At 35.9% G+C, this 22,647-nt stretch carries 22 protein-coding genes and 1 tRNA gene; 5 read left to right on the forward strand and 18 right to left on the reverse strand.

Going from position 1 to position 22,647, the window contains the following annotated elements; all coding sequences use genetic code 11:
• Positions 1 to 75 precede the first annotated feature (75 nt).
• The 12 genes from Q9B79_RS10405 to Q9B79_RS10460 all read right to left on the reverse strand — a co-directional run bounded on the left by Q9B79_RS10405 (position 76) and on the right by Q9B79_RS10460 (position 12,981).
• Entirely contained in the window at positions 76 to 654 is a 579-nt protein-coding gene (locus Q9B79_RS10405; RefSeq protein ID WP_306183951.1) for a 5-formyltetrahydrofolate cyclo-ligase, read from the reverse strand.
• Positions 655 to 758: 104 nt separating this feature from the next.
• On the reverse strand, positions 759 to 908 hold the full coding sequence (gene rpmG / locus Q9B79_RS10410) for a 50S ribosomal protein L33 (RefSeq protein WP_001265616.1): 150 nt from the start codon (positions 906 to 908) through the stop codon (positions 759 to 761).
• A 69-nt stretch (positions 909 to 977) separates the two neighbouring features.
• On the reverse strand, positions 978 to 3,332 hold the full coding sequence (locus Q9B79_RS10415) for a sugar phosphate nucleotidyltransferase (RefSeq protein ID WP_306183952.1): 2,355 nt from the start codon (positions 3,330 to 3,332) through the stop codon (positions 978 to 980).
• Positions 3,333 to 3,689: 357 nt separating this feature from the next.
• On the reverse strand, positions 3,690 to 4,346 hold the full coding sequence (phoU, locus tag Q9B79_RS10420) for a phosphate signaling complex protein PhoU (protein ID WP_306183953.1): 657 nt from the start codon (positions 4,344 to 4,346) through the stop codon (positions 3,690 to 3,692).
• A gap of 160 nt (positions 4,347 to 4,506) precedes the next feature.
• The gene (gene pstB, locus Q9B79_RS10425) at positions 4,507 to 5,322 is read right to left on the reverse strand and encodes a phosphate ABC transporter ATP-binding protein (protein ID WP_000226683.1); all 816 of its coding nucleotides are present in this window, start codon (positions 5,320 to 5,322) and stop codon (positions 4,507 to 4,509) included.
• Between the two features lie 28 nt (positions 5,323 to 5,350).
• Entirely contained in the window at positions 5,351 to 6,217 is an 867-nt protein-coding gene (gene pstA, locus Q9B79_RS10430; RefSeq protein ID WP_306183954.1) for a phosphate ABC transporter permease PstA, read from the reverse strand.
• A gap of 1 nt (position 6,218) precedes the next feature.
• Positions 6,219 to 7,169, reverse strand: coding sequence for a phosphate ABC transporter permease subunit PstC (pstC, locus tag Q9B79_RS10435; protein ID WP_306183955.1), 951 nt, complete (start codon positions 7,167 to 7,169; stop codon positions 6,219 to 6,221).
• A 27-nt stretch (positions 7,170 to 7,196) separates the two neighbouring features.
• Positions 7,197 to 8,114, reverse strand: a complete 918-nt coding sequence (gene phoX, locus Q9B79_RS10440) for a phosphate ABC transporter substrate-binding protein PhoX (RefSeq protein ID WP_306183956.1) — start codon at positions 8,112 to 8,114, stop codon at positions 7,197 to 7,199.
• Between the two features lie 331 nt (positions 8,115 to 8,445).
• The gene (locus tag Q9B79_RS10445; protein WP_306183957.1) at positions 8,446 to 10,572 is read right to left on the reverse strand and encodes a peptidoglycan D,D-transpeptidase FtsI family protein; all 2,127 of its coding nucleotides are present in this window, start codon (positions 10,570 to 10,572) and stop codon (positions 8,446 to 8,448) included.
• Between the two features lie 109 nt (positions 10,573 to 10,681).
• On the reverse strand, positions 10,682 to 11,959 hold the full coding sequence (locus tag Q9B79_RS10450; protein WP_306183958.1) for an MFS transporter: 1,278 nt from the start codon (positions 11,957 to 11,959) through the stop codon (positions 10,682 to 10,684).
• Between the two features lie 115 nt (positions 11,960 to 12,074).
• On the reverse strand, positions 12,075 to 12,686 hold the full coding sequence (sodA, locus tag Q9B79_RS10455; protein WP_001052031.1) for a superoxide dismutase [Mn]: 612 nt from the start codon (positions 12,684 to 12,686) through the stop codon (positions 12,075 to 12,077).
• 221 nt (positions 12,687 to 12,907) lie between these two features.
• Positions 12,908 to 12,981 (reverse strand) — tRNA-Ile (locus tag Q9B79_RS10460).
• Positions 12,982 to 13,223: 242 nt separating this feature from the next.
• Here Q9B79_RS10460 and Q9B79_RS10465 point away from each other — a divergent pair.
• From Q9B79_RS10465 to ispG, 3 genes are all read left to right on the forward strand, one after another.
• Complete coding sequence (locus Q9B79_RS10465) at positions 13,224 to 13,988, forward strand: DUF1189 domain-containing protein (RefSeq protein ID WP_306183959.1); 765 nt, start codon at positions 13,224 to 13,226, stop codon at positions 13,986 to 13,988.
• 53 nt (positions 13,989 to 14,041) lie between these two features.
• Entirely contained in the window at positions 14,042 to 14,407 is a 366-nt protein-coding gene (locus Q9B79_RS10470; RefSeq protein WP_306183960.1) for a hypothetical protein, read from the forward strand.
• 164 nt (positions 14,408 to 14,571) lie between these two features.
• The gene (ispG, locus tag Q9B79_RS10475) at positions 14,572 to 15,675 is read left to right on the forward strand and encodes a flavodoxin-dependent (E)-4-hydroxy-3-methylbut-2-enyl-diphosphate synthase (protein ID WP_011040674.1); all 1,104 of its coding nucleotides are present in this window, start codon (positions 14,572 to 14,574) and stop codon (positions 15,673 to 15,675) included.
• Between the two features lie 79 nt (positions 15,676 to 15,754).
• Here ispG and Q9B79_RS10480 read toward each other — a convergent pair whose 3' ends face one another.
• The 4 genes from Q9B79_RS10480 to Q9B79_RS10495 form a co-directional block, all read right to left on the reverse strand.
• Positions 15,755 to 16,168, reverse strand: coding sequence for a Fur family transcriptional regulator (locus tag Q9B79_RS10480; RefSeq protein WP_001054512.1), 414 nt, complete (start codon positions 16,166 to 16,168; stop codon positions 15,755 to 15,757).
• Positions 16,169 to 16,181: 13 nt separating this feature from the next.
• The gene (locus Q9B79_RS10485) at positions 16,182 to 17,015 is read right to left on the reverse strand and encodes a metal ABC transporter permease (RefSeq protein ID WP_098667280.1); all 834 of its coding nucleotides are present in this window, start codon (positions 17,013 to 17,015) and stop codon (positions 16,182 to 16,184) included.
• Entirely contained in the window at positions 17,015 to 17,785 is a 771-nt protein-coding gene (locus tag Q9B79_RS10490; RefSeq protein WP_001059655.1) for a metal ABC transporter ATP-binding protein, read from the reverse strand. Before Q9B79_RS10490 ends, Q9B79_RS10485 begins: the two co-directional genes overlap by 1 nt.
• Before the next feature lie 241 nt (positions 17,786 to 18,026).
• Entirely contained in the window at positions 18,027 to 18,905 is an 879-nt protein-coding gene (locus Q9B79_RS10495; protein ID WP_061677326.1) for a YitT family protein, read from the reverse strand.
• Between the two features lie 149 nt (positions 18,906 to 19,054).
• Between Q9B79_RS10495 and Q9B79_RS10500 the strand changes: the two genes are divergently transcribed.
• Entirely contained in the window at positions 19,055 to 19,309 is a 255-nt protein-coding gene (locus Q9B79_RS10500; RefSeq protein WP_001048965.1) for a DUF2624 domain-containing protein, read from the forward strand.
• Positions 19,310 to 19,335: 26 nt separating this feature from the next.
• Here Q9B79_RS10500 and Q9B79_RS10505 read toward each other — a convergent pair whose 3' ends face one another.
• Both Q9B79_RS10505 and Q9B79_RS10510 read right to left on the reverse strand, forming a co-directional pair.
• Positions 19,336 to 20,232, reverse strand: coding sequence for a deoxyribonuclease IV (locus Q9B79_RS10505; protein WP_002194541.1), 897 nt, complete (start codon positions 20,230 to 20,232; stop codon positions 19,336 to 19,338).
• Positions 20,233 to 20,367: 135 nt separating this feature from the next.
• Positions 20,368 to 21,678 (reverse strand): DEAD/DEAH box helicase, encoded by a 1,311-nt coding sequence (locus Q9B79_RS10510; RefSeq protein WP_098667278.1) that lies wholly within the window; start codon positions 21,676 to 21,678, stop codon positions 20,368 to 20,370.
• Positions 21,679 to 21,858: 180 nt separating this feature from the next.
• On the opposite strand from Q9B79_RS10510, the gene vrrA reads away from it, so the two are divergent.
• Complete coding sequence (vrrA, locus tag Q9B79_RS10515) at positions 21,859 to 22,596, forward strand: VrrA/YqfQ family protein (RefSeq protein ID WP_306183961.1); 738 nt, start codon at positions 21,859 to 21,861, stop codon at positions 22,594 to 22,596.
• The last annotated feature ends 51 nt before the right edge of the window (positions 22,597 to 22,647 follow it).

Raw genomic sequence — 22,647 nt, forward strand, 5'->3', positions numbered from 1 at the left:
AAAAGATTATAATAAGAAAACGTTCACATATTTTATTATAATCAAGAAGAAAAAGTCTCGTCAATTTTTATTTGTCTATACAAGCCCATTTTTAACTATTGTTCCTTTTTCTGTAATAATTTTCTCTATATTTTTATCAAACGGCTCTACTGGAATATGTTCTACCATTTGAAAACTATAAGCTAATGATAGCGTTTTCCCTTTGTAATGTACGAGATAACGATCATAATAGCCACCGCCATATCCAACCCGCTCTCCTCGCTCTGTATAAGCTACGCCTGGCACGATTTGAAGATCAATTTCATCTGCATGCAATTCTTCCGTAAGCGCTGGAATGGGTTCACGTAAGTTCATATACACTGTTTCTAATTGATCAAAATTACTTATTTGCCTAAAGGACATTGTTCGTGTTTCTTTATTACACTTCGGAACAACAACTTTCTTTCCTTCTTCCCAAGCTTTTTCGATAATAGGATATGTATTCACTTCATTTTCCATTGAGAGAGTGATTCCAATTGCTTTAGCTTCAGCCCACTCTTTTTGTGCATACAACGAAAATGCAATTTGCTCTGATAAAGTTGTATACCGTTCTTCTGATAAAGAATTCATGTGCTCTATTATTTGTTTACGTAAACGTAGTTTCTCTTCTCTCACACATTTTCCCCCTCACAGTGATACTTTGCTCTACGATGATAGTGTATCATTTTTAACAGAGGAATCGAATAAAAAAAGAAACAGTAGGAAAATATTCCTACTGCTTACTTTGTTTCACGGTGTAACGTAGACTTCTTGTCACGCTTGCAATACTTTTTAAGCTCGATACGCTCAGCGTTGTTACGTTTGTTTTTCTTTGAGATATAGTTACGATCTCCGCATTCTGTACATGCTAGAGTAATATTCACACGCATTCTTATTTCCCTCCAGTACTAATAACTTAAATCAGACTATACTATAATACCACTTTTAAAATAAAAATTCTACACCTTTTGATATTGTCTAATTTTTTCTATAAGATTTTTCATGTTTTCCCTTGCTATTACTGGGTTTCTAGCATGTGAATACACTAAAAATTTCGGTTGTTTTGTGTCAGAAACAATATAAGACCACTCTTTTTCGGTATATTTGAACTGTACTCCTTCAAATATGCCTTCTTCCTTCCTTTCCATATCAGCCAATAATTTCCTCATTACTTTCCCTTTTTCATTCCACGAACATACAACTTCATCACAAAGTAGATAGAGCGGAGGCGATTGCTCTACTATGCTGAGAAATGTTTTTTCCTGCAATGCTATTAACTCAAATAATTTTCCAATTCGATATAAAATATCTCGCTTCCATCTCGCTTGAAACGACTTTTTTTCATCCTGCGTATAAAATAGAAGATAACATTCTCCTAATTTCAAAGACATTGGGTAAATATTACCTGTCGATTCAAGTAATAAATCTGGAATATCAATCTCTTCAAAATCTGTCCCTTGGTAAATATTACTATGATTATCATATAACTCAAAATAATTTCCTTGCTCTGAAAACATAAGCGCCATATTTGCTTTACTTGATTTCATCAAAGCTTTCACATGATCCTTTTGTTCACCCGCATAAATCCACGTAACTGTGCATCCGAGCCTTTGCAAAAAGAGCATAAGCAAATGCTGTAACATATCATTTCTCTTATTAATAAGAAGGTGGAACTTCTGTTTTTGTATTTTCTCAATATCAATGCGCTCTAATACAGCCTCTATATAATCATGTAATGAAACGTGTACTAGCTTATTCCGTCCCATTTCCTTCTCACATACGTAATAAAACGACTCAGACATATATACTTGTTCTATCGCTTTTTGCTGCTTATACGTTAATTGTACCCCATCCTTGCCATACAACTTTATAACAACCTCTTTTTCCTTTTCCACTTGAATGAAAACCCCGCCCGCACATTGCAAATCTTGAATGCTGTACTGAAAAAGTGATTCGTTCATTTCTTTGCATTCCATCGTATGAATCCCGATACCATGAATTGCATGAAGAAAGAGATTTTTATAAGAGGTCGTTTCTATATGTTCTTGACTCCCAATTAATATACTTTCCCCTTTGGCAAAAAGAGATCCGTACGCCATCGCAACCTTTACAATAAATTGAGGAGTAATCTCCACATTGCCTCTTCCTACAATGCGGCTTTTTTGCAACCAGCCTGCACTCTTTTCACTTTCTTGAACACCAGCCGACCCGACTACCGAATGACTGTCAATCGCCTTATATGGCCATAGTTTTCCCTTTTGCTTAATTACCGTACTTTTCCCTATATGACAATGATCCGCTACAATGCTTTTTTGAAACAATGTAACGTCATCTTCCACCATTGTATGCTCTCCTATTGTTGTTTCTAATAACTCGCAATATTTACCAATCTGCGCATTTGCAAAAATAATACTCTTTTGAAGATGAGAATAACTTGAAACAACACTATTTTTCCCGATAATAGAGTAAGGCTCAATTACAGATCCAGTACCAATTTTTGCTCCTTCTCCAATAAAAGAAGGACCGTGAATTTTCGTTCCTTTTCCAATCGTCACACCTTCTCCCATCCATACCATTGGTAATACTTCCGTATACGGAATAGGTACTTGCAATTTTTTCGTTAACAAATCAAATTGTGCTTGTCGATATTGATCAAATGTACCGATATCTAACCAATAGCCTTCTGACAAATATGCAAATAATGCGTTCTTATTTGCTAATAAGGGAAACACATCTTGACTGAAATCAAAAAATTCTCGGGACGGTATGTAAGAAAAAATTTCTGGCTCCATAATATATATACCTGTATTCACAATATTAGAGACCACTTCATTCCAACTCGGTTTTTCTATATATCGTGTAACCTCTTGTTCTTTGTTCATTACAACTAAACCAAATGAGAGTGGATTTTCTACTTCCTTTACAAACATAGTTACCATTCTTTTCTTTTGTTCATGAAACGTAATTCCTTCTGATAATTGAAAATCAGTTAAAGCATCCCCACTTATGACGACAAACGTTTCATCTAAAAATTTCTCCGCTTGTTTAATACTTCCTGCGGTACCAAGCGGAGGAGAGTCTTCAAAGTAGTACAAGTTAACGTCCCATTTGCTACCGTCACCAAAATACTGTTTAATGGCAGTACTCATATACTGAACAGTAATTGCAATCTCACGAATACCATGCTGACGTAATAATTCAATATTGTATTCCAAAACTGGCTTTTCTAATAATGGCAACATCGGCTTTGGAGTATTACATGTTAATGGCCTAAGGCGTCGTCCTTTTCCTCCAGCTAAAATAACCCCCTTCATATACTTCAGCCTCCACTTATATAATGTTCAGTAACTTCATATACGATATGTATATTATCTAGCCCGCATTAACTAGCAGTATAAAATGAAACTTTAACTTAGTAGGGATTTTTTCATCTCCCGCTGATGATTGACAAACGGTAAAACTTCCTATATACGTGCACCTTTTAAAAGCTAAAAAGTAAGCGCTTACCATCAACTTAGTAAAATATTCCTTAATAAGTGAACAACATATATGCCCTATTTTTTCCATTATATTATGATACATCTTATCATCATAAACTAAAGGAAACAACGAGCTTTTTTTGTCATGTTTTGACTAAAAAAAGCAGGTGATGTTTCACCTGCTTTTTTTCTTTATTCATTTAATAAGTAATGCTTTCCTTTCACTAAATAAAAAACATTTTCAGCAATATTTGTAATATGGTCTGCTACGCGCTCAATATATCTCGCTACAAACGATAATTGTGTAATTTGTGTAATTGCTTCTGGTTGTTCTGGGACTGAAGATATAAATTCACGAATTGCTTTCCCATATATTTCATCCACTGAATCATCCATTTCGGCAATTTGTTTCGCAAAAGTTAAATTTTCTTGCTCATATGCATCTAACGCTAACTGTAACATCTTATTTGCAACTGCAAACATTTCATCAAGATTGTGCAAACTAACAGACGCTTCTTTTTCCCCAAGACGAATTGTTGATTTCGCAATATTAACAGCATGATCTGCAATACGTTCTAAATCTGTCGCTGTCTTAATTGAAATGAAAATCCTTCTTAAATCACTTGCTACAGGTTGCTGCTTCGTAATAAGCATAAGCGCAAGATCATTTATTTCCTCTTCTAAATTATCCATACGATAATCACCATCTATTACCTCTAACGCTTTCTCTACATCTCTTTTATGAAGACCTTCCATAGCAAACAATAAAGCTTCTCTCGCAAGCTCTCCAAGCTCAATCACCTTTTGCTGTAACGTTTTTAAATCACATTGAAATTGTTCTCTTACCATTGTTTCTTCCCCCTCAATATTATGTGCCATTATATATAAATCTGCTATGTAAGGTCTCTTATCTCTGTAACCAGCCTTACATAGGAGAAGTATTCCTTCTCAGTAAAACAAGAAATACCCTCTGTTAAGAGGGTATTTGCTCTTAGCCTTGCTAGCGATATCAACCAAATCGGCCTGTAATATAATCTTCTGTACGCTTATCTGAAGGTGTCGTAAATAATTTATTTGTATCTGTATACTCCACAACTTCTCCACTTAAGAAGAAAGCAGTTTTATCTGAAATACGCGCTGCTTGTTGCATATTATGCGTTACGATAACAATACTAAAGTCTTTCTTTAACTCTTGAATTAATTCTTCTACTTTCAATGTTGAAATTGGATCTAGTGCCGATGTTGGCTCATCCATTAAAATAACGTCTGGTTCAATCGCTAAACAACGTGCGATACATAGACGCTGTTGCTGCCCACCAGATAAACCGTATGCATTATCGTGCAAACGATCTTTTAACTCATCCCAAATTGCTGCTCCACGTAAACTTTTTTCAACAATTTCATCCAACGTTTTCTTATCGCTAATACCATGAATTTTCGGGCCGTATGCTACATTTTCATAAATAGATTTTGGAAATGGATTTGGCTTTTGGAACACCATTCCTACATGTGTTCGCAATTCTTCAACTGGGTATGATTTATCAAATATATTGCGCTCCCTATATTCAATTACGCCTGTAGTTCTCACGATTGGTACTAACTCTACCATACGATTTAATGTTTTTAAGTACGTTGATTTACCACAACCACTTGGTCCAATAATCGCTGTAACTTCATTCTCATGAATGCTTAAGTTAATATCTTTTAAAGCATGGTCTTCTCCGTACCATAAATTTAAATTTTTCGTATCAAATACTACTTTCTTTGGCGCAGTCTCGATTTTCTCCTCGTTTTTCACCTGTACATTTACTACTGTTGCTACCATTTGAATTCCCCTTTCATCCATTTCCAACTTATTTTCGATTTCGTAACCACAGGACAAATATATTGATAAAGAGCAACAAACCTAACAAAACAATCATTCCAGCAGCTGCTACATACTGAAATTCTTCTTGCGGTCTACTCATCCAATTAAAAATTTGAATTGGTAAAACTGTAAATCTATCAAACATGCTAAATGGAACATAATTTGCAAATGCAAGTGCTCCAATAACTAATAACGGTGCCGCTTCTCCAATCGCTCTTGATATCGCTAACGTACAACCCGTTATAATTCCCGGGAAAGCATATGGCAATACAATTTGATACATCGTTTGCCACTTCGTAGCACCTAATCCGTAAGAAGCTTCTAATAATGAACTTGGTACAGATCGTATCGCTTCTTGACTTGCTACAACAACTGTAGGTAAGACGAGTAAACTCATCGTCAGTGCCGCCGCAATGATACTCTCTCCTAAATGAAGAGCGTATACAAAAATAGTTAAGCCGAGTAATCCAAATACGACAGAAGGTACTCCTGCTAACGTTTGATTATTAATTTCTATTACCTTTTTAAATATAGATTCCTTCGCATATTGCTCTAAATAAAGAGCAGTTCCGACTCCAAATATAAAGGAGATTGGTATAACAATACTCATAAATAATATTGTTCCTGACAATGCTGCAGCAATTCCAGCTTCTTTCGGATTACGCGAAGCGAAGTTTGTAAAGAAATCTAATGAAAGATAACTTATACCTTTTTCAAAAATTTGAAAAAGCAAAACAAGCAGTATTACTATCGAAAACAAAATGGCTATATAAAATAACATTTTGTAAACTCGATCTTTTAAAAACCGTAATGCCATATTTTCTTGTATTTTTTTATGATTTAACATTCGCATATTATGTCACCCTCCTAAAGCGGCGCATAATAAACTGCGAAATGATGTTCATTATAAAAGTAAACAAGAATAACGTTGCGCCTACAGCGTACATGCTGTAATAAGTAATTGTTCCATGCGGAGCATCACCTAAACTCACTTGCACAATATAAGCTGTTAGCGTTTGAATAGAGTGTGTTGGATCAAGCGATACATTCGGCGTGGATCCCGCTGCAATTACAACAACCATCGTTTCACCAATTGCCCTGGAAGCCGCTAATATAATCGCTGCCATAATCCCTGTAAAAGCCGAAGGAAACACGACTTGTTTTACCATTTCAAACCGAGTTGCTCCAAGTGCTAACGAAGCTTCTTTCGTCCCTTTCGCTACAGCTCTCATTGCATCTTCAGACAAAGATGCAATTGTAGGTATCATCATAAAGCCAATAACAATACCTGGACTAATCGCATTAAAAAACTGTAAATCTGGTATAATCCGTTGTAAAAGCGGTGTGACAACTGTTAATGCAAAAAAACCATATACAATTGTCGGGATACCTGCTAATAGTTCTAACATCGGTTTTAATACTTTCCTTGCACCGTTTGAAGCATATTCACTTAAAAATACGGCACACGCTAAACCGATAGGAACTGCTACGAACATAGCAATTGCTGTTACAAGGACCGTTCCACATATAAGTGGTAATATACCGAATTTAGGATCTTCAAAAAAAGGTAACCATTCTTTCTCTGTCAAAAAGGAGAGCAATGGTATTTTTCGAAAAAACATCATTGTTTCATTTGCCAATGTAAAAATAATTCCAAGTGTCGTTACAATAGACACGCTAGCAATTATTTTTAGCAATAATGGAACGATTCGATTGATTCGCTGCGTTTTTTTTCTTTGTTTTGTATTTCTTTCAATCAAATGTTGTACAGAAAATGTAATTTGACTTTTGTCATTATGAGCCAAAGATGAAAACCCCTTTCCACCCTGACATTACCTTTTTATTTCTGTTAACATCCGCAGCTGTTCATTGTATTTTTCTTTTGGTAATTTTACATACCCAACTTCTTCAGCAAGATTACCAACATGCTGAATCATAAACTCAACATAATTTGCTACATTCATTTTATTTCGGATAGATGCATCATTTACATAAGTAAATAGCGACCTAGATAATGGCTTATATTTACCTGATTGAATCGTATCTTTCGTTGGAAGTACATCATTCACTTTTATTGCTCTCACCTTATCTTGATTGGCCATATAATAAGCATATCCTACAAAAGCAATGGCATTTTTATCATTCATTACCCCTTGCATAATAACTTGATCATCTTCAGACAAAGAGACTTTTTTTACAATGCGACTATTTTGTAAGATGACATTTTGAAAATAATCATACGTACCAGAGTCTACACCTGGCGCATAAAATTTCACCTGTTCACGTGGCCATGAAGAATGAATTTGCGACCATCGCTTTTTATTTCCATCTTCACTCCATAATAGACGTAACTCGTCTACCGTCATATTGTCTACCCAAGTATTTTGGCGATTCACAACGATCGTAAGACCATCGTAAGCGACTTCAAACGGTGTAAACTGAATAGAGTTTTTCTTCATTTCATTTTCTTCCACTTGTTTCATTACTCTCGAAGCATTATTTATATCCACTTCTCCTTTACTGAAACGATTAAATCCTCCTCCTGTTCCAGAAACACCTATGGAGATTTTCACGTTCGGATGCACCTTTGTATATTCCTCCGCTACCGCTTCTATAATAGGAAAAACTGTTGAGGATCCATCAACTCTCACTTCTCCCATTTCATTCAAAGCAAATGCAGTAGACGTGCCCACATAAAAGAAACATGTCGACAGCATGAAAACTTTAATCGATGCACTTATCCATCTCACGTGTTCTTCCTCCTAGAAGTAACCGGAAATAACAGGATTACAGATATAAGAATACTGCTAAACTATTAATTCGGTTTTAATTGTTTGTAAAAGTTTTGTAAAGTTCCACAAGAATCAACATTAGGTGAATTTCTAATCCGTAGCCACCATTCATCTTCACTAATAATTGGTCCATAAAATCATTATCCTCCATAGGGACATGCATATGTATCATTTGCAAGATCCCTTAATTTCCCGATATGATATGCTTGTCCACTTTATTAAAACGTATGCATGAACCATAAAAAAAAGCACACTATCTTTTCAGATAGTGTGCTTTTTTTTAACTTATTTATTCATCATCTTGCTCTTTATTTTTCTTTTTATTATCTATTTCTTCTTTTGTAGCTTCACCATTTTCTATTTTTTTCAAATCAAAGTACGCGTCCATAATGTCACGGCTAATATATCCGTTAATACCTGATTGATCATCTACCCAAGGTACAACAACAGAAAATGCTACTTCAGGGTCTTCAAGTGGCGCATAACCTACTAATGTTAAGTTATATGTTTGTTTACGCTCACCGTTTGCTTTCTTACCAATCTCTTTATCTCCGCCATACACAGTTTGAGCTGTACCTGTTTTACCAGCAGCTTTATATGGTGCGCCTGTAAAGTATTTCGCAGCTGTACCGCCATACTCATTAAATACTTGTCTAAATCCTTCCTGAACACGTTTAATTTGTGATTCAGGCATATCGATACGGTTTAGTACTTTCGGTTCCATTGAATGAACAACTTTTCCAACTTCATCTGGTTTCACTGCCGGTTGACGAATTTCTTTTACAACTTGCGGCTGCATACGGTAACCACCATTTGCAATTGTTGAAACGTATTGTGCTAATTGAAGTGGTGTATACGTGTCATACTGTCCAATTGATAAATCTAATAAGAAACCTGGCTGACTTCCTCTACCTGTTTGACCCGCAGATTCATTCGGTAAATCAATACCTGTTTTTACGCCTAGTCCAAACTGTCCAAAATAATATCGCATCGTATCAAATGCTTTTTGCGGTATGTCTAACGTACCACCTCTCACATATGGAACACCTGCGATATTCATCGCTGTTTTAAACATATATACGTTAGAAGACATTTTTAATGCTGTCATATCATTAATGTATCCCATCGTCTTCCAAGAAGATTTTTTCGGCGTTCCTTTCAATACAATTGGTTCATCGAGTTGAACTGAACCTGGTTGAATTGCATTTGTTTGATATCCTGTAAGTACTGTCGCACCTTTTACAGTTGATCCCATCGGATAAGAGCTTGTCATCGTTCCTAATGCGAAATCTTGCACTTTCGTTTCGCCATTTTCTTCCACTAACTGTTTCCCTGCCATAGATAAAACTTCACCATTTTTTGGATTCATCATTACAACGAATGCACGATCTAAAAGAGGTTGTCCCCCTTTATATCTCAATAAATTTTTCGTGATAATTTCTTCTACACGTTTTTGTAATTCCATATCAATTGTTAAATTCAGATTGTTACCACTTTGCCCTTTTGATACATTAATCGTTTCTAAAATATTACCGTTTTTATCTGTAATATTTCTCACTTCCGCTTTATTACCGTGCAAACTATCTTCATATTGCTGCTCAAGATAACTTTTCCCTACGCGGTCATTTCGATTATAATCACGAACAAGATAGTAATCTAGTCTTTCTCTCGGTAAACCTTCATCAGACGTTGACACCCCGCCAAGTACACTTCGGAACAAATCATCATAAACGTATTTTCGATCCCAATCAACATTCGTATCTACACCCGGTAATGTTGCTAGATTTTCACTAATAATCGCATATTCTTGTTCTGTAGCATCCTTCTTAATGACTTGTGGTGTCATTGCATATCCGCCGTCCATTTTGCTTTTAATCGCTAATATTTCTAAATCTTTTGCGGATAATTGATTCACTTCTTCTTCTGTCACGCGATTTCGTTGACGCTCATCTAATTCTTTATCGTCAATTTTTTTATCTTTAAACTCTTGACGATCTTTATTCGTAATTTTTTCTTTCGCTTCCTCTTTATGAATAGCAAGCCAATAATCTTTTTTATCACGATCTGTTAATTTATCTGTCGGTACTTCAATCAAATCTGCTAGCCTTTTCGCTGTTTCTAAGCGCGCCTCTGCAGTTGATCCTTTCATTTTTGTAAATGTAATTGTACGTACAGCTGCATTATCTACTACAGCTCGCCCATAACGGTCAAATATTTTCCCACGTGGTACAGGATTACTTATCGTCGAATTTTCTTTCCTCTCCACTTCATTCTTATATTCCTCACCGCGAACAATTTGTACATAACCAAGCCTTACAATCACCGCGGAGAACATTAAAAACACGCAGAAAAACAGCACGTTTAACCGAAAAGGAACGTGAGTCTTTTTCTTTTGTTGTTTCTGCTTCTTGCCCATACAAACCCCCTCTACCAACAGCTATGTAATGTGAAAGGGACACCTTCATACAGGTGTCCTCACTGCTGTCTTACATCTTTTTCTATTCTAGCATAAAACAACCGAGAAGTTAACCTTCTGGTTCTGTTTGATTCTGCGTGGTCCCTTGCGTTACAACACTTGTTTTACTCGCATTTCCCTCATTATATTTGACATTTTTAACTGCAAAATAAATAAGAAAATGTCCTGCACCTAAAATACATAATAAGTACGGCAAACTTTTTTCAGGCGGGAAGAATAGTACAGCACATAAAAAACTTAAAATCGAGCAAATTCTTCCTGCATTTAACCACAATTCCCGGACAACTACATACTCAACTCGCCACTCTCTCGCATTTTTCGCTCTACCAATTACATCATATGTCATGGATCCGTACGGAACGAGTAAAATGGGATATGCAATCGCGATACACGCTGCATAAATAAGTAATTTTGTGTATGTAACGTTGAATATAACTAAAAATACGACAGCATATAAAATAATGCCTCCAAGCAAAATTGCTTTTTTCCGCCATTCCTTCTTTAACATACGAGTGACTAAATAGTAACATACAAATGATACTGCCGAATTTACTAAGCTATATTTCCCTAATGCAAGCTCGCTATCAGTTGCTAAATACACGTACACTGAAATAACAAAAATAAACGTTCCCTCTCGCAATCCTTGGAAAAAATGAGCACGTGTAATTCTTCCCCAATTTTTATCAATTTGCCGCTCTTTCAATACTTGTACAATTTCATATCGTCCTTCACATTCTCTCTTAGATACAAAAAAGCTTAAAATGACAGCAATTGCAAATAACAGTAACGAAAGAAAGAATATGACCGTATAGCCACTCCACTTTTCCATACGTGAAATTGTGTATCCAGCTGCTATCGGTCCAATCATGCCAGAGAAGGATGTAAGAAGCCCAAGAAATCCGTTAAAGAAATCTCTTGTTTCTGGTTCTGTAATCTCAAATGTTAATAAGTTAAACGCGAGCCAGTAAAAACCATATCCGACTCCTAAAAGAGCCCCCATCAATAAAATATAGTGAGAAGCGCTTTTCCCCGCTACTAAAACAACGATAAAAAAAATCGCGAGCGTGCCTACACCTATCCGTAACAAGATTGAGCGATCAATACGCTTCGCTAATTTCCCACCTACAAGAAATGTGAGGGGCTGCAATACAACGCTGGCCAAATTATACAAGCCAAGATTCACATAATTTTGTGTTTGTTTCCATAAATAAATGTTAACAAACGTATTCGATAAAGAAATTGCGAGCGTGTATAAACCTCCGATAAGGAGTAATAACACTAAATCCCGATTCACTTCAACGTCACCAATTACATGTTTCCACTTCATACACAACTCTCCTTTACTTCATGTTCTAGTCTTCCAAAGACCAGCCCAATTATGTAAAAGGAAAGTACAGAAAAAGCTAGGAGCATTCTCCTAGCTTTTTCTATCGTTATTACAATTATTTTGCTTCTTGGTAACGTTTTTCAGCAGCGTTCCAGTCTACAACGTTCCAGAATGCACCGATGTAGTCTGGACGACGGTTTTGGTAATTTAAGTAGTAAGCATGTTCCCAAACATCTAAACCGATAACTGGAGTTTTACCTTCAGTTAGAGGAGAATCTTGGTTTGGCGTGCTTGTTACTTCTAGCTCACCATTATTTACTACTAACCAAGCCCAACCAGAACCGAAACGAGTTGCGCCAGCTTTTGCGAATTCTTCTTTGAATGCATCAAAGCTACCGAATTTCGCTTCAATTGCAGTTGCAAGTTCGCCTACTGGCTGTCCGCCGCCGTTTGGAGATAAGATTGTCCAGAAGAATGTATGGTTAGCATGTCCGCCACCATTGTTACGTACTGCTGTACGGATTGCTTCTGGTACTTCGTTTAAGTTTGCAACTAATTCTTCTACGCTTTTGTCAGCTAATTCTGCATGACCTTCTAAAGCAGCGTTTAAGTTTGTAATGTACGTGTTATGATGTTTTGTATGATGGATGTTCATTGTTTCTTTGTCAAAGTGAGGCTCTAAAGCATCATACGCATAAGGTAAATTTGGTAATTCGTGTTTTGCCATTGTTATATTCCTCCCAGTTTATGTATTGCCACTTAAGTGACATACAACTTCATTCTACCCTAATTGCCATAGGGTGCAAACAAATAAATCACATTGTCTTGCTATCATTAAAGTAGCAAAATTCCCACTTCTTTTCAATTAAAATGCTCATATATTCCGTAAAAAAAGCTCCCTTCTACAAGGAAGCTTCCTGCTGACATAATAAACATGTGAAATGGATATGGACCCTGTAGGACTCGAACCTACGACCGGACGGTTATGAGCCGTCTGCTCTAACCAGCTGAGCTAAGGGTCCACAATTATGTATGTAACAATATATCAAATAAAGGAATTCCTATCGGATATATCCTTTAAGAAATGTAAGATAAATTTACCATATAGAAAAGAAAAGTGTCAATTGTATTTTTCTCATTTAAAAGAAGAAAATTAATAAAAAGAAATTTAGTTATCTCCGCTATATGTAAATATAATATATCTTGAGATTCCCTAGATTACTACGTTACAATGATTTTATACATACATAAAGGAAGTGAATCTATGTCCATATTTACCCAATTAGCCAAAAGCGTATATTCGCCTAAAGATATGGCGCTATTCCGTTTTCAAAAAATCGGAAAAACCATTTTGTATATTATGCTACTTTGTCTAATCACTACTATTCCGAGAACATTCTTTTACGGTAGCTTTATCCAAGAAAGTGTTACTATGGTAAATCAAGCAATTGAAAAAGATTTACCTGATTTTAAAATCGAAAATGGTGAACTAAAAGCTGATATAGAACAACCTATTCAAAAGGAAGAGGGAGACGCTCTTTTCGTATTTGATCCAAATACAACAGATATGGAAAAATATCAGAATAAAACTGGTTTATTTATTTTAAAAGATAAAGTAGTTTCTATAGGAAATGGTCAAACACAAACATACTCCTACAATGATTTATTAGGGACATCTCTTGAGAAGAAAGATTTGCAAGATTTCATTTCTGTATTCGATAGTATTTATCCAATTTTATTAGCAGTTATCGGCGTGTTAGTATACCTATTCCAACTGTTTATTACTTTCTTAGGAATTACTTTACTTGCGTTTATAGGTTCTGCTATGAGTGGCCAACGTAAATTATCTTATAAGCAAGTATGGACACTAACTGCTTACAGCTACACAATTCCAACAATCTTCTTTATGATTATGGATCTATTCAAAATCGTTGTACCTGGTTCAACATTCATTTATATCGCAGTTGTTTTAATTGTCCTATACTTAACAATTAAAGAAGTTCCAAAACCGAACGAAAAAAATGCCTAAATAGGCATTTTTTTTTTGGACAAGCATATATTCCTAGCAAAGGAGTGAAGAATATGAAGAGATTAGGTATATTCTTATTCGTGCTTGTTCTTGGTTATATATTTTATTACGATATAAAAATCGGCACTTTACCGATGTTAAGTTCATATAAAAAGACAAATGCGGCCGAAACGATAAAAAAAGAAAGTACAGATCCCAAACAAAAGAAAGAGAACAAAGCGGAAAAAGAAACAGATGTCACTTATAAAACAATTGAAGTCAAAACAGGTGATACAGTTCTTTCCATTACAGAGGCAATTAATAAGAAGAAAATTCCTTCTATCGAAAAAGTAATTGATGATTTTAAACAATTAAATAAAAATACAACTGCTACAAAAATACAAATTGGAAAGTCTTATAAATTCCCGTTATATCAATAAGCAATCACTTAATCCTTGTCAATTATATAAAGGCGCTGATACAATAGTAAAAGTGAAACCGAGCACTTCGGTTTCTATAGCCCTGTATCACGTATACTTTTGTTGATATAAGGGACTAAATAAGAAACTTCTTTTATAAGGAGAGCGATCTATTCGTGAATGAAATGACTCATCGTACAAAAACACGTCCAGTTAAAGTCGGTAATTTAACAATTGGCGGTAATAATGAATTAATTATACAAAGTATGACAACAACAAAAACACATGATGTTGAAGCAACAGTTGCTGAAATTAAACGTTTAGAAGAAGCTGGCTGTCAAGTCGTGCGTGTTGCTGTTCCAGACGAACGCGCAGCAAATGCTATTGCTGATATTAAAAAACAAATCAACATTCCACTTGTTGCTGATATTCATTTTGATTATCGCCTTGCTTTAAAAGCAATTGAAGGTGGCATTGATAAAGTACGTATCAATCCAGGTAACATTGGTCGTCGCCATAAAGTAGAAGCTGTTGTAAATGCAGCAAAAGAACGCGGTATCCCAATCCGTATCGGTGTAAACGCTGGTTCATTAGAGCGTCACATTTTAGAAAAGTACGGATACCCAACTGCAGATGGTATGGTTGAGAGTGCCCTGCACCACATTAAAATTTTAGAGGACTTAGATTTCCACGATATTATCGTATCTATGAAAGCCTCTGATGTTAACTTAGCAATTGAAGCATACGAAAAAGCTGCACGTGCTTTTGATTACCCATTACATTTAGGTATTACAGAATCTGGAACGTTATTTGCCGGAACTGTAAAAAGTGCAGCTGGTCTTGGAGCAATCTTAAGTAAAGGCATCGGAAATACACTACGTATTTCATTAAGTGCTGACCCAGTTGAAGAAGTAAAAGTTGCGCGCGAACTATTAAAATCATTCGGCCTTGCATCTAATGCAGCAACACTTATTTCTTGTCCAACTTGTGGTCGTATTGAAATTGATTTAATTAGCATCGCTAACGAAGTGGAAGAATATATCTCTACACTACAAGTACCAATTAAAGTTGCAGTACTTGGCTGCGCTGTAAATGGTCCTGGTGAAGCTCGTGAAGCTGATATCGGTATTGCCGGCGCACGTGGAGAAGGACTATTATTCCGTAAAGGGCAAGTCGTTCGTAAAGTACCAGAAGAAATAATGGTAGAAGAACTGAAAAAAGAAATCGACGTAATTGCTGCTGAAATGGCTGCTGAACGAGAAAAAGAAAAAGAAACACAAGAACAATAAAAAGAAGGTTGCCACAATATTTGTGAGCAACCTTCTTTTCTACGTAAAAAAGCTCGTCAGTTACATAACTGACGAGCTTTTACTTTGCACATTTTGGACAACGGCCGTATATTTCAAACTTATGACCAGTTACTTCATAACCATTAAAATCTTTATTCATAAAATCCATCGGGCAAGAAGTAATCTCTTTCGTCCCTCCGCAATCTAAACAAATAAAATGATGATGATGTTCCATAATAGAACATGTAAAACGAAAATGTTTTTCACCGTTTAATTCGGTTTGTTCTAAAACACCGATTTCAGCAAACACCGTTAAGTTACGATAAATCGTATCAAAACTAAGACCTGGATAATCATCCTTCATATGCTCTAAAACGTCTTTCGCCGTTAAATAACGATTGTGAGCTGCAAATAACCTGAGCATTTCTTCCCTTTTCCCAGTATGTTTGTATCCTTTATCTTTCATTAGGCGTAAAGCTTCTGTTAGATTCATATCTATCCCTACTTTATGCAGTTTTTTTCTTTTTCCATAAAATCGCACCAATTAAAATAAGAACCGCTATCATAACAATTGTACCACCTGGTGCTAAATCAAGTTGATACGAAGCAAACATTCCACCAATTACTGCAATTTCACCAAATAAAATGGAGAAGAAAATTGTTTGTTTAAATCCATTCGCAATACGAATACTCGCTGCAACGGGTAACGTCATTAATGATGATACGAGAAGAACCCCTACTACACGCATTGATACTGCAATGACAAGCGCAACCAATATAATGAAAATAAAGTGAATCCACTTTGCACTTAAACCCGTTGATACAGCGTACTCCTCATCAAACGATAGTAAAAACAACTCTTTGTATAATAAAGTAATTGTTACAATAACAGCAATTGCTACAATGCCAATGATTATTAAATCCGTACTTGTTACAGCACTTACACTACCAAATAAATAACTAAATAAATCTGTGTTAAATCCATTTGCAAGTGAAATAAAAATAACGCCAATCCCCATTCCTGCTGAAAGAATAATCGGAATTGCTAATTCTTGATAATGTTTATATACAGTACGTAGTTTTTCAATAAGTAACGCCCCACCAATAGAAAAAATCATTCCCATATATAACGGATTTAAAAATCCCCCTGTGAAAATTGTTTTTTCTAGTAGTAAACTTGCAGCAATACCCGATAATGTTACGTGGCTTAACGCATCTGCAATAAGCGACATACGACGAATGACAACAAATACACCGATAAGCGGTGCAACAAGTCCTATTAAAATCCCTGCATATAAAGAATTACGTAAAAAGTCATATTGTAAAAAATCTTGTATCATTATATCCTCCCGTGATGCTCATGCTCGTGTTCTAAACGATGAACATGATGTCCATATAAGACGGACATTTCTGCATCTTCTAACTCTCGGAACTTCTCTACATTTCCATGGAAATGTAGATGTTGGTTTAGGCATGCAACATGTGTTACTTTCTCGGTAACAGCTCCCATATCATGCGTAACGAGAATTAATGTGATTCCTAACCTTTTGTTTAAATCCTCTAATATCTCATAAAAACTTTCTACATTCTTCACATCGATTCCCACAGTAGGCTCGTCCAAAATAAGTAATTCAGGATCACTAACGAGCGCACGAGCAATAAATACACGCTGTTGTTGTCCACCAGAAAGTTCTCCAATATTGCGCCCTTGAAACTCACTCATTCCTACATCAGCAATCGCTTTTTCTACCTTTTCCTTATCGCTTTTCGTGAAAAAGCGAAACAGCCCTTTTTTCGAAACGAGTCCCATTGACACAACTTCAAAAACAGTTGCCGGAAAACCAGAATTAAAGCTATTTGCCTTTTGCGACACATAACCAACTTTGTTCCATTCTTTAAACTTCTTACTATCAACACCAAACAAACGAATACTTCCCTGTTTTGGCTTTAAAACGCCTAATAAACATTTTAGCAACGTTGATTTCCCAGAACCATTTGGTCCAACTAAACCTAAAAAAGCTCCCTTCGGAACTTGCAAATTAATATCTTCTAACACATTTCGATCTTCATATCGAAATGACAATCCTTCTATTTCTAATATATTATTCATAGCATCTCACCTATTTTAATTCAGAATGATTCCGATTTATATCTATTTGAATTATAGTATAGCTTATTATAGTTGTAAACCAATCTGCCCAAAATATATCTACTTTTTCAAGAAACCTTATTATTATAACAAAAAGCAGAGAAAAATTCTCTGCTTTCGAAAAATATCCCTATAAAGTGGAAGTTTAATTAAATGAGTCCATCCCATTTCCAATTGGCAAGGGCTGTTACTCGATATATTTTTAGTGAATAGCCGATTTAAACTTACCACCATTTGTCTCTTGTGTACTCATAATCGTCACAAACGCATTCGCATCAATTTCATACACAATTGATTTCAACTTTGTCACTTCCAGACGCGTTACGACTGCATAAATCACTTCTTTTTCTTTATCCGTGTAGCCGCCTTTCGCTACAAGCTTTGTCGTCCCACGACCAAGACGATGCAAAATCGCATTTGATACTTCCTCATATTGATCTGATACAATTAATACTGCTTTCGTTTCATCTAAACCTTGAATGACTGTATCAATTGTTTTGAAGGCGATATAGTACGCCATAACAGAATACATAGCTTGTTCCACACCAAATACAAATGCTGCCCACGCAAAAATAAATAAGTTCACAAACATTACAAATTCGCCAACGGAGAAAGGTAATTTCTTCGTTAATAAAATACCCATAATTTCTGTTCCGTCCATTGATCCACCGTGACGAATAACGAGCCCGACACCAAGACCTAAAATAAGTCCTCCAAACACTGTCGCTAAAATCGGCTCTGTTGTAAATGGCGGAACAGCATGTAACGTTGATTCAATAAATGCTAAAGCTACAATGCCAAATGCCGAAGATAGCATGAACGTTTTTCCGATTTGCTTATAACCCGAATACATAAATGGGATATTGAGAATAACGACTAAAGTAGAAAAACTTAACCACCAAATATTAGGAGTAAGATAATCTAATATAAGAGAAATACCAATAATTCCACCATCAATAATTTTATTTGGCATTAAGAATAATTCAATCGCTACCGCTGCGCATGCTGCCCCAAAAATAATCATAACTAAACGATAAATAAGATGGATAACACTTTCTTTTCGATGTTGCTTTTGCTCCATAAGTCCTCCCTATACTCTTTTTCTATAGTTTTGTCCTTTTATTATAACATACGCTTCTTTTTCTCATGAAAAAAGAAACTCTATACGAATATGTACAAGCTACGTACTCATATATTTCGATAGAAGAACGAGTGAAGGAGGATAACTCAATGAACCTCATTAAACAACTTGTAAATAAAAAATTAAATCATATTTCTACAAAAGAATTATTGAAATATAGCAAAGAATATGAAGTTTCTATTACGACTGCCCAAGCTGATCAAATTGTTTTACTTATGAAAGGAAAGAATATTAACATTTACGATAACGACGAACGACTAGAGCTCTTAAAACAAATAGCAAAAGTAACCTCCCCTGCTACTGCCCAACAAGTAAATACTTTATTTCAACAACTACTAAAATAAGGAGGGGATATCCCCCTCCTTATTGTTTATTGCGCTTTAATTTTCTCAAGAAGACCTTCATCAAAAGTACCATTTTTCAGCATTTCGATTTCTAATTTATATGGCGGCTTCTTATCCTTTTTATCTTCACCTACATATGGCGTTTCAAGAATTTTTGGTACGTGCATTAATTGCGGATGATGCACAATATGATGCAACGCTTTATAACCGATATGACCGAAACCGATATTTTCATGACGGTCTTTTCCTGCGCCGCGCACATTTTTACTATCATTAATATGAAGTACTTGTAAACGATCAATACCAACAGTCTTATCAAATTCGTTTAATACACCGTCAAAGTCATTTACGATATCGTATCCTGCATCGTGCGTATGACACGTGTCAAAGCATACGGATAGTTTTTCATTATATGTTACACCGTCAATTATCTTTGCAATTTCTTCAAAGCTACGGCCGCATTCTGTCCCTTTACCTGCCATCGTTTCTAACGCGATGTTAACCGTCTGATCTGGCGTTAATACTTCATTCAGCCCTTTAATAATTTGTTGAATACCAGCATCCGCTCCTGCACCAACGTGCGCACCTGGGTGAAGAACGATTTGTTTCGCTACACCTAATGCCGATGTTCTTTCAATTTCCATGCGAAGAAAGTCTACACCTAATTGGAATGTTTCTGGCTTCGTCGTATTCCCGACATTAATAATATATGGCGCATGTACGATAATTTCCTCAATACCGTTTAGTTCCATATGTTTTCTTCCTGCTTCTATGTTCAATTCTTCAATTGGTTTTCTTCTTGTATTTTGCGGTGCACCTGTATAAATCATAAACGTTGTTGCACCGTATGAAACAGCCTCTTCACTTGCTGCTAATAACATTTTCTTACCACTCATGGAAACATGAGATCCAATCTTTAACATACAATCACCTCTTCAATATACAATAGATATAATGATAGCATAATTTGTAGAAATATGTAGTGAATTGTTTTTTTCCATTCTCCACTGATTATTATCTCCGTAAATAGCGGGATAAAAAAAGATAAGGGGAATCCCTTATCTCTTTTTATTACTATATTTTCTTTTCACTTTGTCACGTTCTGTTGCAAGTTTACGTTTATAATTTGGTTTTACCTTTTTCGGCTTTTTAACAACTTTTGTTGCCATAACATCCATTTCATCATTTGGTTTTTTACGACTCTTACGACGACGGCGTTCACCTAAATCCGCCCACTCATCTCCGCGTAAATCTACATGCTTGAACTCAATATGACGTTGCTTTTCCAAACTATCTAACGCTTCTTCGTTCGCTGGATCATAAATCGTCACTGCAATACCTGAATGCCCTGCACGTGCTGTTCTTCCAACGCGGTGAACGAAGAAATCTAAATCTGATGGAAGTTCGTAGTTAATAACATGACTAATCCCTTCAATATCAATACCACGTGCTGCTAAATCAGTTGCAACAATATATTGGAATTCAAGATCACGAATTTGTTTCATCATTTTTTTACGGTCACGCGGTGATAAATCTCCGTGAATTCGTCCAACTTTTAAGCCACGTTCCATTAATCCGTCAGCAACCTGATCTGCCATCTTCTTCGTATTCGTGAAAACAACTGCTAAATACGGTTTAAATTGTAGCAACATTTTGTTCACTAAATCGATTTTGTTACGGTGTTTAGAAGGTACTAAATAATGCTCAATATTTCCAGCCGCAACTTGTTTTGGATTGATATGAATATGCTCTGGATTCTCCATATACTTCTTCAGAAACGGCTTTAGTTTTTGAGGAATTGTCGCAGAGAAAACTAACATTTGCAAGTTTTTAGGCATGCGTGCTGCAATTTTGTCTACATCATGAATGAATCCCATATCAAGCATTAAGTCTGCTTCATCGACAATAATAGTATTTGCTTTATGAACAAATAGTGCTTGCTCTTCTACTAAATCTTTAATACGCCCTGGTGTTCCAACTACAATATGAGGTTGTTTTTTCAACTTTTCAATTGATCGTTGTTTATCAGTTCCACCAATTAAACAACGTGCCGTAATCATTTGATCTTCCGCACAGAACTTTGTTAATTTCACGATTTCTTCGTAAATTTGTTGTGCTAACTCACGAGTAGGCGCTGTAATAACAAGTTGTACTTCTTCACGACTTGCATTAATTCTGTTCAATGTAGGAAGTAAGTATGCATGTGTTTTCCCAGAACCTGTTTGGGATTGTCCAATTACACTTACACCTTTTTTCACGACCGGGAAAATTTTCTGTTGAATTCCTGTCGGCTCTGTAAAGCGTAGTTCACGAACTGCATCTATTAAAAATGGTTTAAAATCATACTGTGTAAAAGTTTGTTGTGTCATAAGTTACACCTTCTTTCTAAATTTCTACTGCGCGCACAAATCAGTCAAGTCTACATTATATCGAAATCTACAAGTAAAATCCATCTTTAGTTTAGGTTTTTACTTCAAAAACTAACCTTCTTCCCTCTTATTGCATATTGTATGTGTATATACCTAATTGAAGAAAGGAGGATTTGTCACATGTTTCCAAAATCCCCTACAAGGCAAATGTATCCGAATCCAGGGCAGCGACCTTATACACCATATCCAATTCCACAACTACCACCGGTGGCACAAAAAAAGAAAGGATTCCTTGCTAAACTCTTTAAAAAACACGATCCAACCGAACCTTACATGCAAATGGTTCCGCCTTATCGACAAATGGAAGGACCGCCAATGATGCACCAGCAACCGCCACCTCAATATCAACAGCAATATCATCCACAATACCAACAACAATACCCGCAGCAATACTCACAACAATATCAACCTTACATGCAGCAGCATCCAGAGCAAATGATTCCGCCTCAAATGTATGAATCAAATGAAACGCGAGGTGGTGCAACAACTACAGCCGCATCAAGCAGCGGCATCGGTAGCTTTATTTCGAATTTGATTTCGAATCCAACTAATATGATAAATAATATCGAAAAAGTATCTCAGGTCGTTCAATCTGTAAGCCCTGTCGTCGAACAGTACGGTCCCATTATGCGTAACCTACCGAGCATTGTTAAAATCCTCACCTCTGGAAAAAGTACGGAAGAAGATCAAACCGAAGATCGCACTGAAGACGTAACAGAGAAGGTTGAGGTAGCAACTCCACCTCCTCCCCCCAAAAAAAGAAAAAGAAAAAAAATAAAGATTGAGCCAGTCATAGAAAAAGAAGTACGAGAGGAGCCTGTTCAAAAAATAGCAACAAAACCAAAACTATATGTGTAACAATCCTTTGTTTTCTATCCACTCCTCCTTTATAATGTAGAAGACTACGCA

Origin of the sequence: Bacillus sp. MHSD_36 (genome assembly GCF_030757775.1) — a bacterium.
Classification (GTDB): Bacteria; Bacillota; Bacilli; order Bacillales; family Bacillaceae_G; genus Bacillus_A.

What these genes read in the sequence shown, in the direction of transcription:
- phoU (WP_306183953.1), bottom strand. Translation starts at nt 4,346, where the DNA reads ATGGTAAGAGAACAATTTCAATGTGATTTAAAAACGTTACAGCAAAAG.
- pstA (WP_306183954.1), bottom strand. Translation starts at nt 6,217, where the DNA reads ATGCGAATGTTAAATCATAAAAAAATACAAGAAAATATGGCATTACGG.
- Q9B79_RS10490 (WP_001059655.1), bottom strand. Translation starts at nt 17,785, where the DNA reads ATGAATAATATATTAGAAATAGAAGGATTGTCATTTCGATATGAAGAT.
- Q9B79_RS10510 (WP_098667278.1), bottom strand. Translation starts at nt 21,678, where the DNA reads ATGACACAACAAACTTTTACACAGTATGATTTTAAACCATTTTTAATA.
- vrrA (WP_306183961.1), top strand. Translation starts at nt 21,859, where the DNA reads ATGTTTCCAAAATCCCCTACAAGGCAAATGTATCCGAATCCAGGGCAG.
- Q9B79_RS10485 (WP_098667280.1), bottom strand. Translation starts at nt 17,015, where the DNA reads ATGATACAAGATTTTTTACAATATGACTTTTTACGTAATTCTTTATAT.
- Q9B79_RS10450 (WP_306183958.1), bottom strand. Translation starts at nt 11,959, where the DNA reads ATGAAGTGGAAACATGTAATTGGTGACGTTGAAGTGAATCGGGATTTA.
- Q9B79_RS10505 (WP_002194541.1), bottom strand. Translation starts at nt 20,232, where the DNA reads ATGTTAAAGATTGGATCTCATGTTTCCATGAGTGGTAAGAAAATGTTA.
- sodA (WP_001052031.1), bottom strand. Translation starts at nt 12,686, where the DNA reads ATGGCAAAACACGAATTACCAAATTTACCTTATGCGTATGATGCTTTA.
- rpmG (WP_001265616.1), bottom strand. Translation starts at nt 908, where the DNA reads ATGCGTGTGAATATTACTCTAGCATGTACAGAATGCGGAGATCGTAAC.
- Q9B79_RS10470 (WP_306183960.1), top strand. Translation starts at nt 14,042, where the DNA reads ATGAAGAGATTAGGTATATTCTTATTCGTGCTTGTTCTTGGTTATATA.
- pstB (WP_000226683.1), bottom strand. Translation starts at nt 5,322, where the DNA reads ATGGTAGCAACAGTAGTAAATGTACAGGTGAAAAACGAGGAGAAAATC.
- ispG (WP_011040674.1), top strand. Translation starts at nt 14,572, where the DNA reads ATGACTCATCGTACAAAAACACGTCCAGTTAAAGTCGGTAATTTAACA.
- Q9B79_RS10480 (WP_001054512.1), bottom strand. Translation starts at nt 16,168, where the DNA reads ATGAATCTAACAGAAGCTTTACGCCTAATGAAAGATAAAGGATACAAA.
- Q9B79_RS10415 (WP_306183952.1), bottom strand. Translation starts at nt 3,332, where the DNA reads ATGAAGGGGGTTATTTTAGCTGGAGGAAAAGGACGACGCCTTAGGCCA.
- Q9B79_RS10500 (WP_001048965.1), top strand. Translation starts at nt 19,055, where the DNA reads ATGAACCTCATTAAACAACTTGTAAATAAAAAATTAAATCATATTTCT.
- Q9B79_RS10495 (WP_061677326.1), bottom strand. Translation starts at nt 18,905, where the DNA reads ATGGAGCAAAAGCAACATCGAAAAGAAAGTGTTATCCATCTTATTTAT.
- Q9B79_RS10445 (WP_306183957.1), bottom strand. Translation starts at nt 10,572, where the DNA reads ATGGGCAAGAAGCAGAAACAACAAAAGAAAAAGACTCACGTTCCTTTT.
- Q9B79_RS10465 (WP_306183959.1), top strand. Translation starts at nt 13,224, where the DNA reads ATGTCCATATTTACCCAATTAGCCAAAAGCGTATATTCGCCTAAAGAT.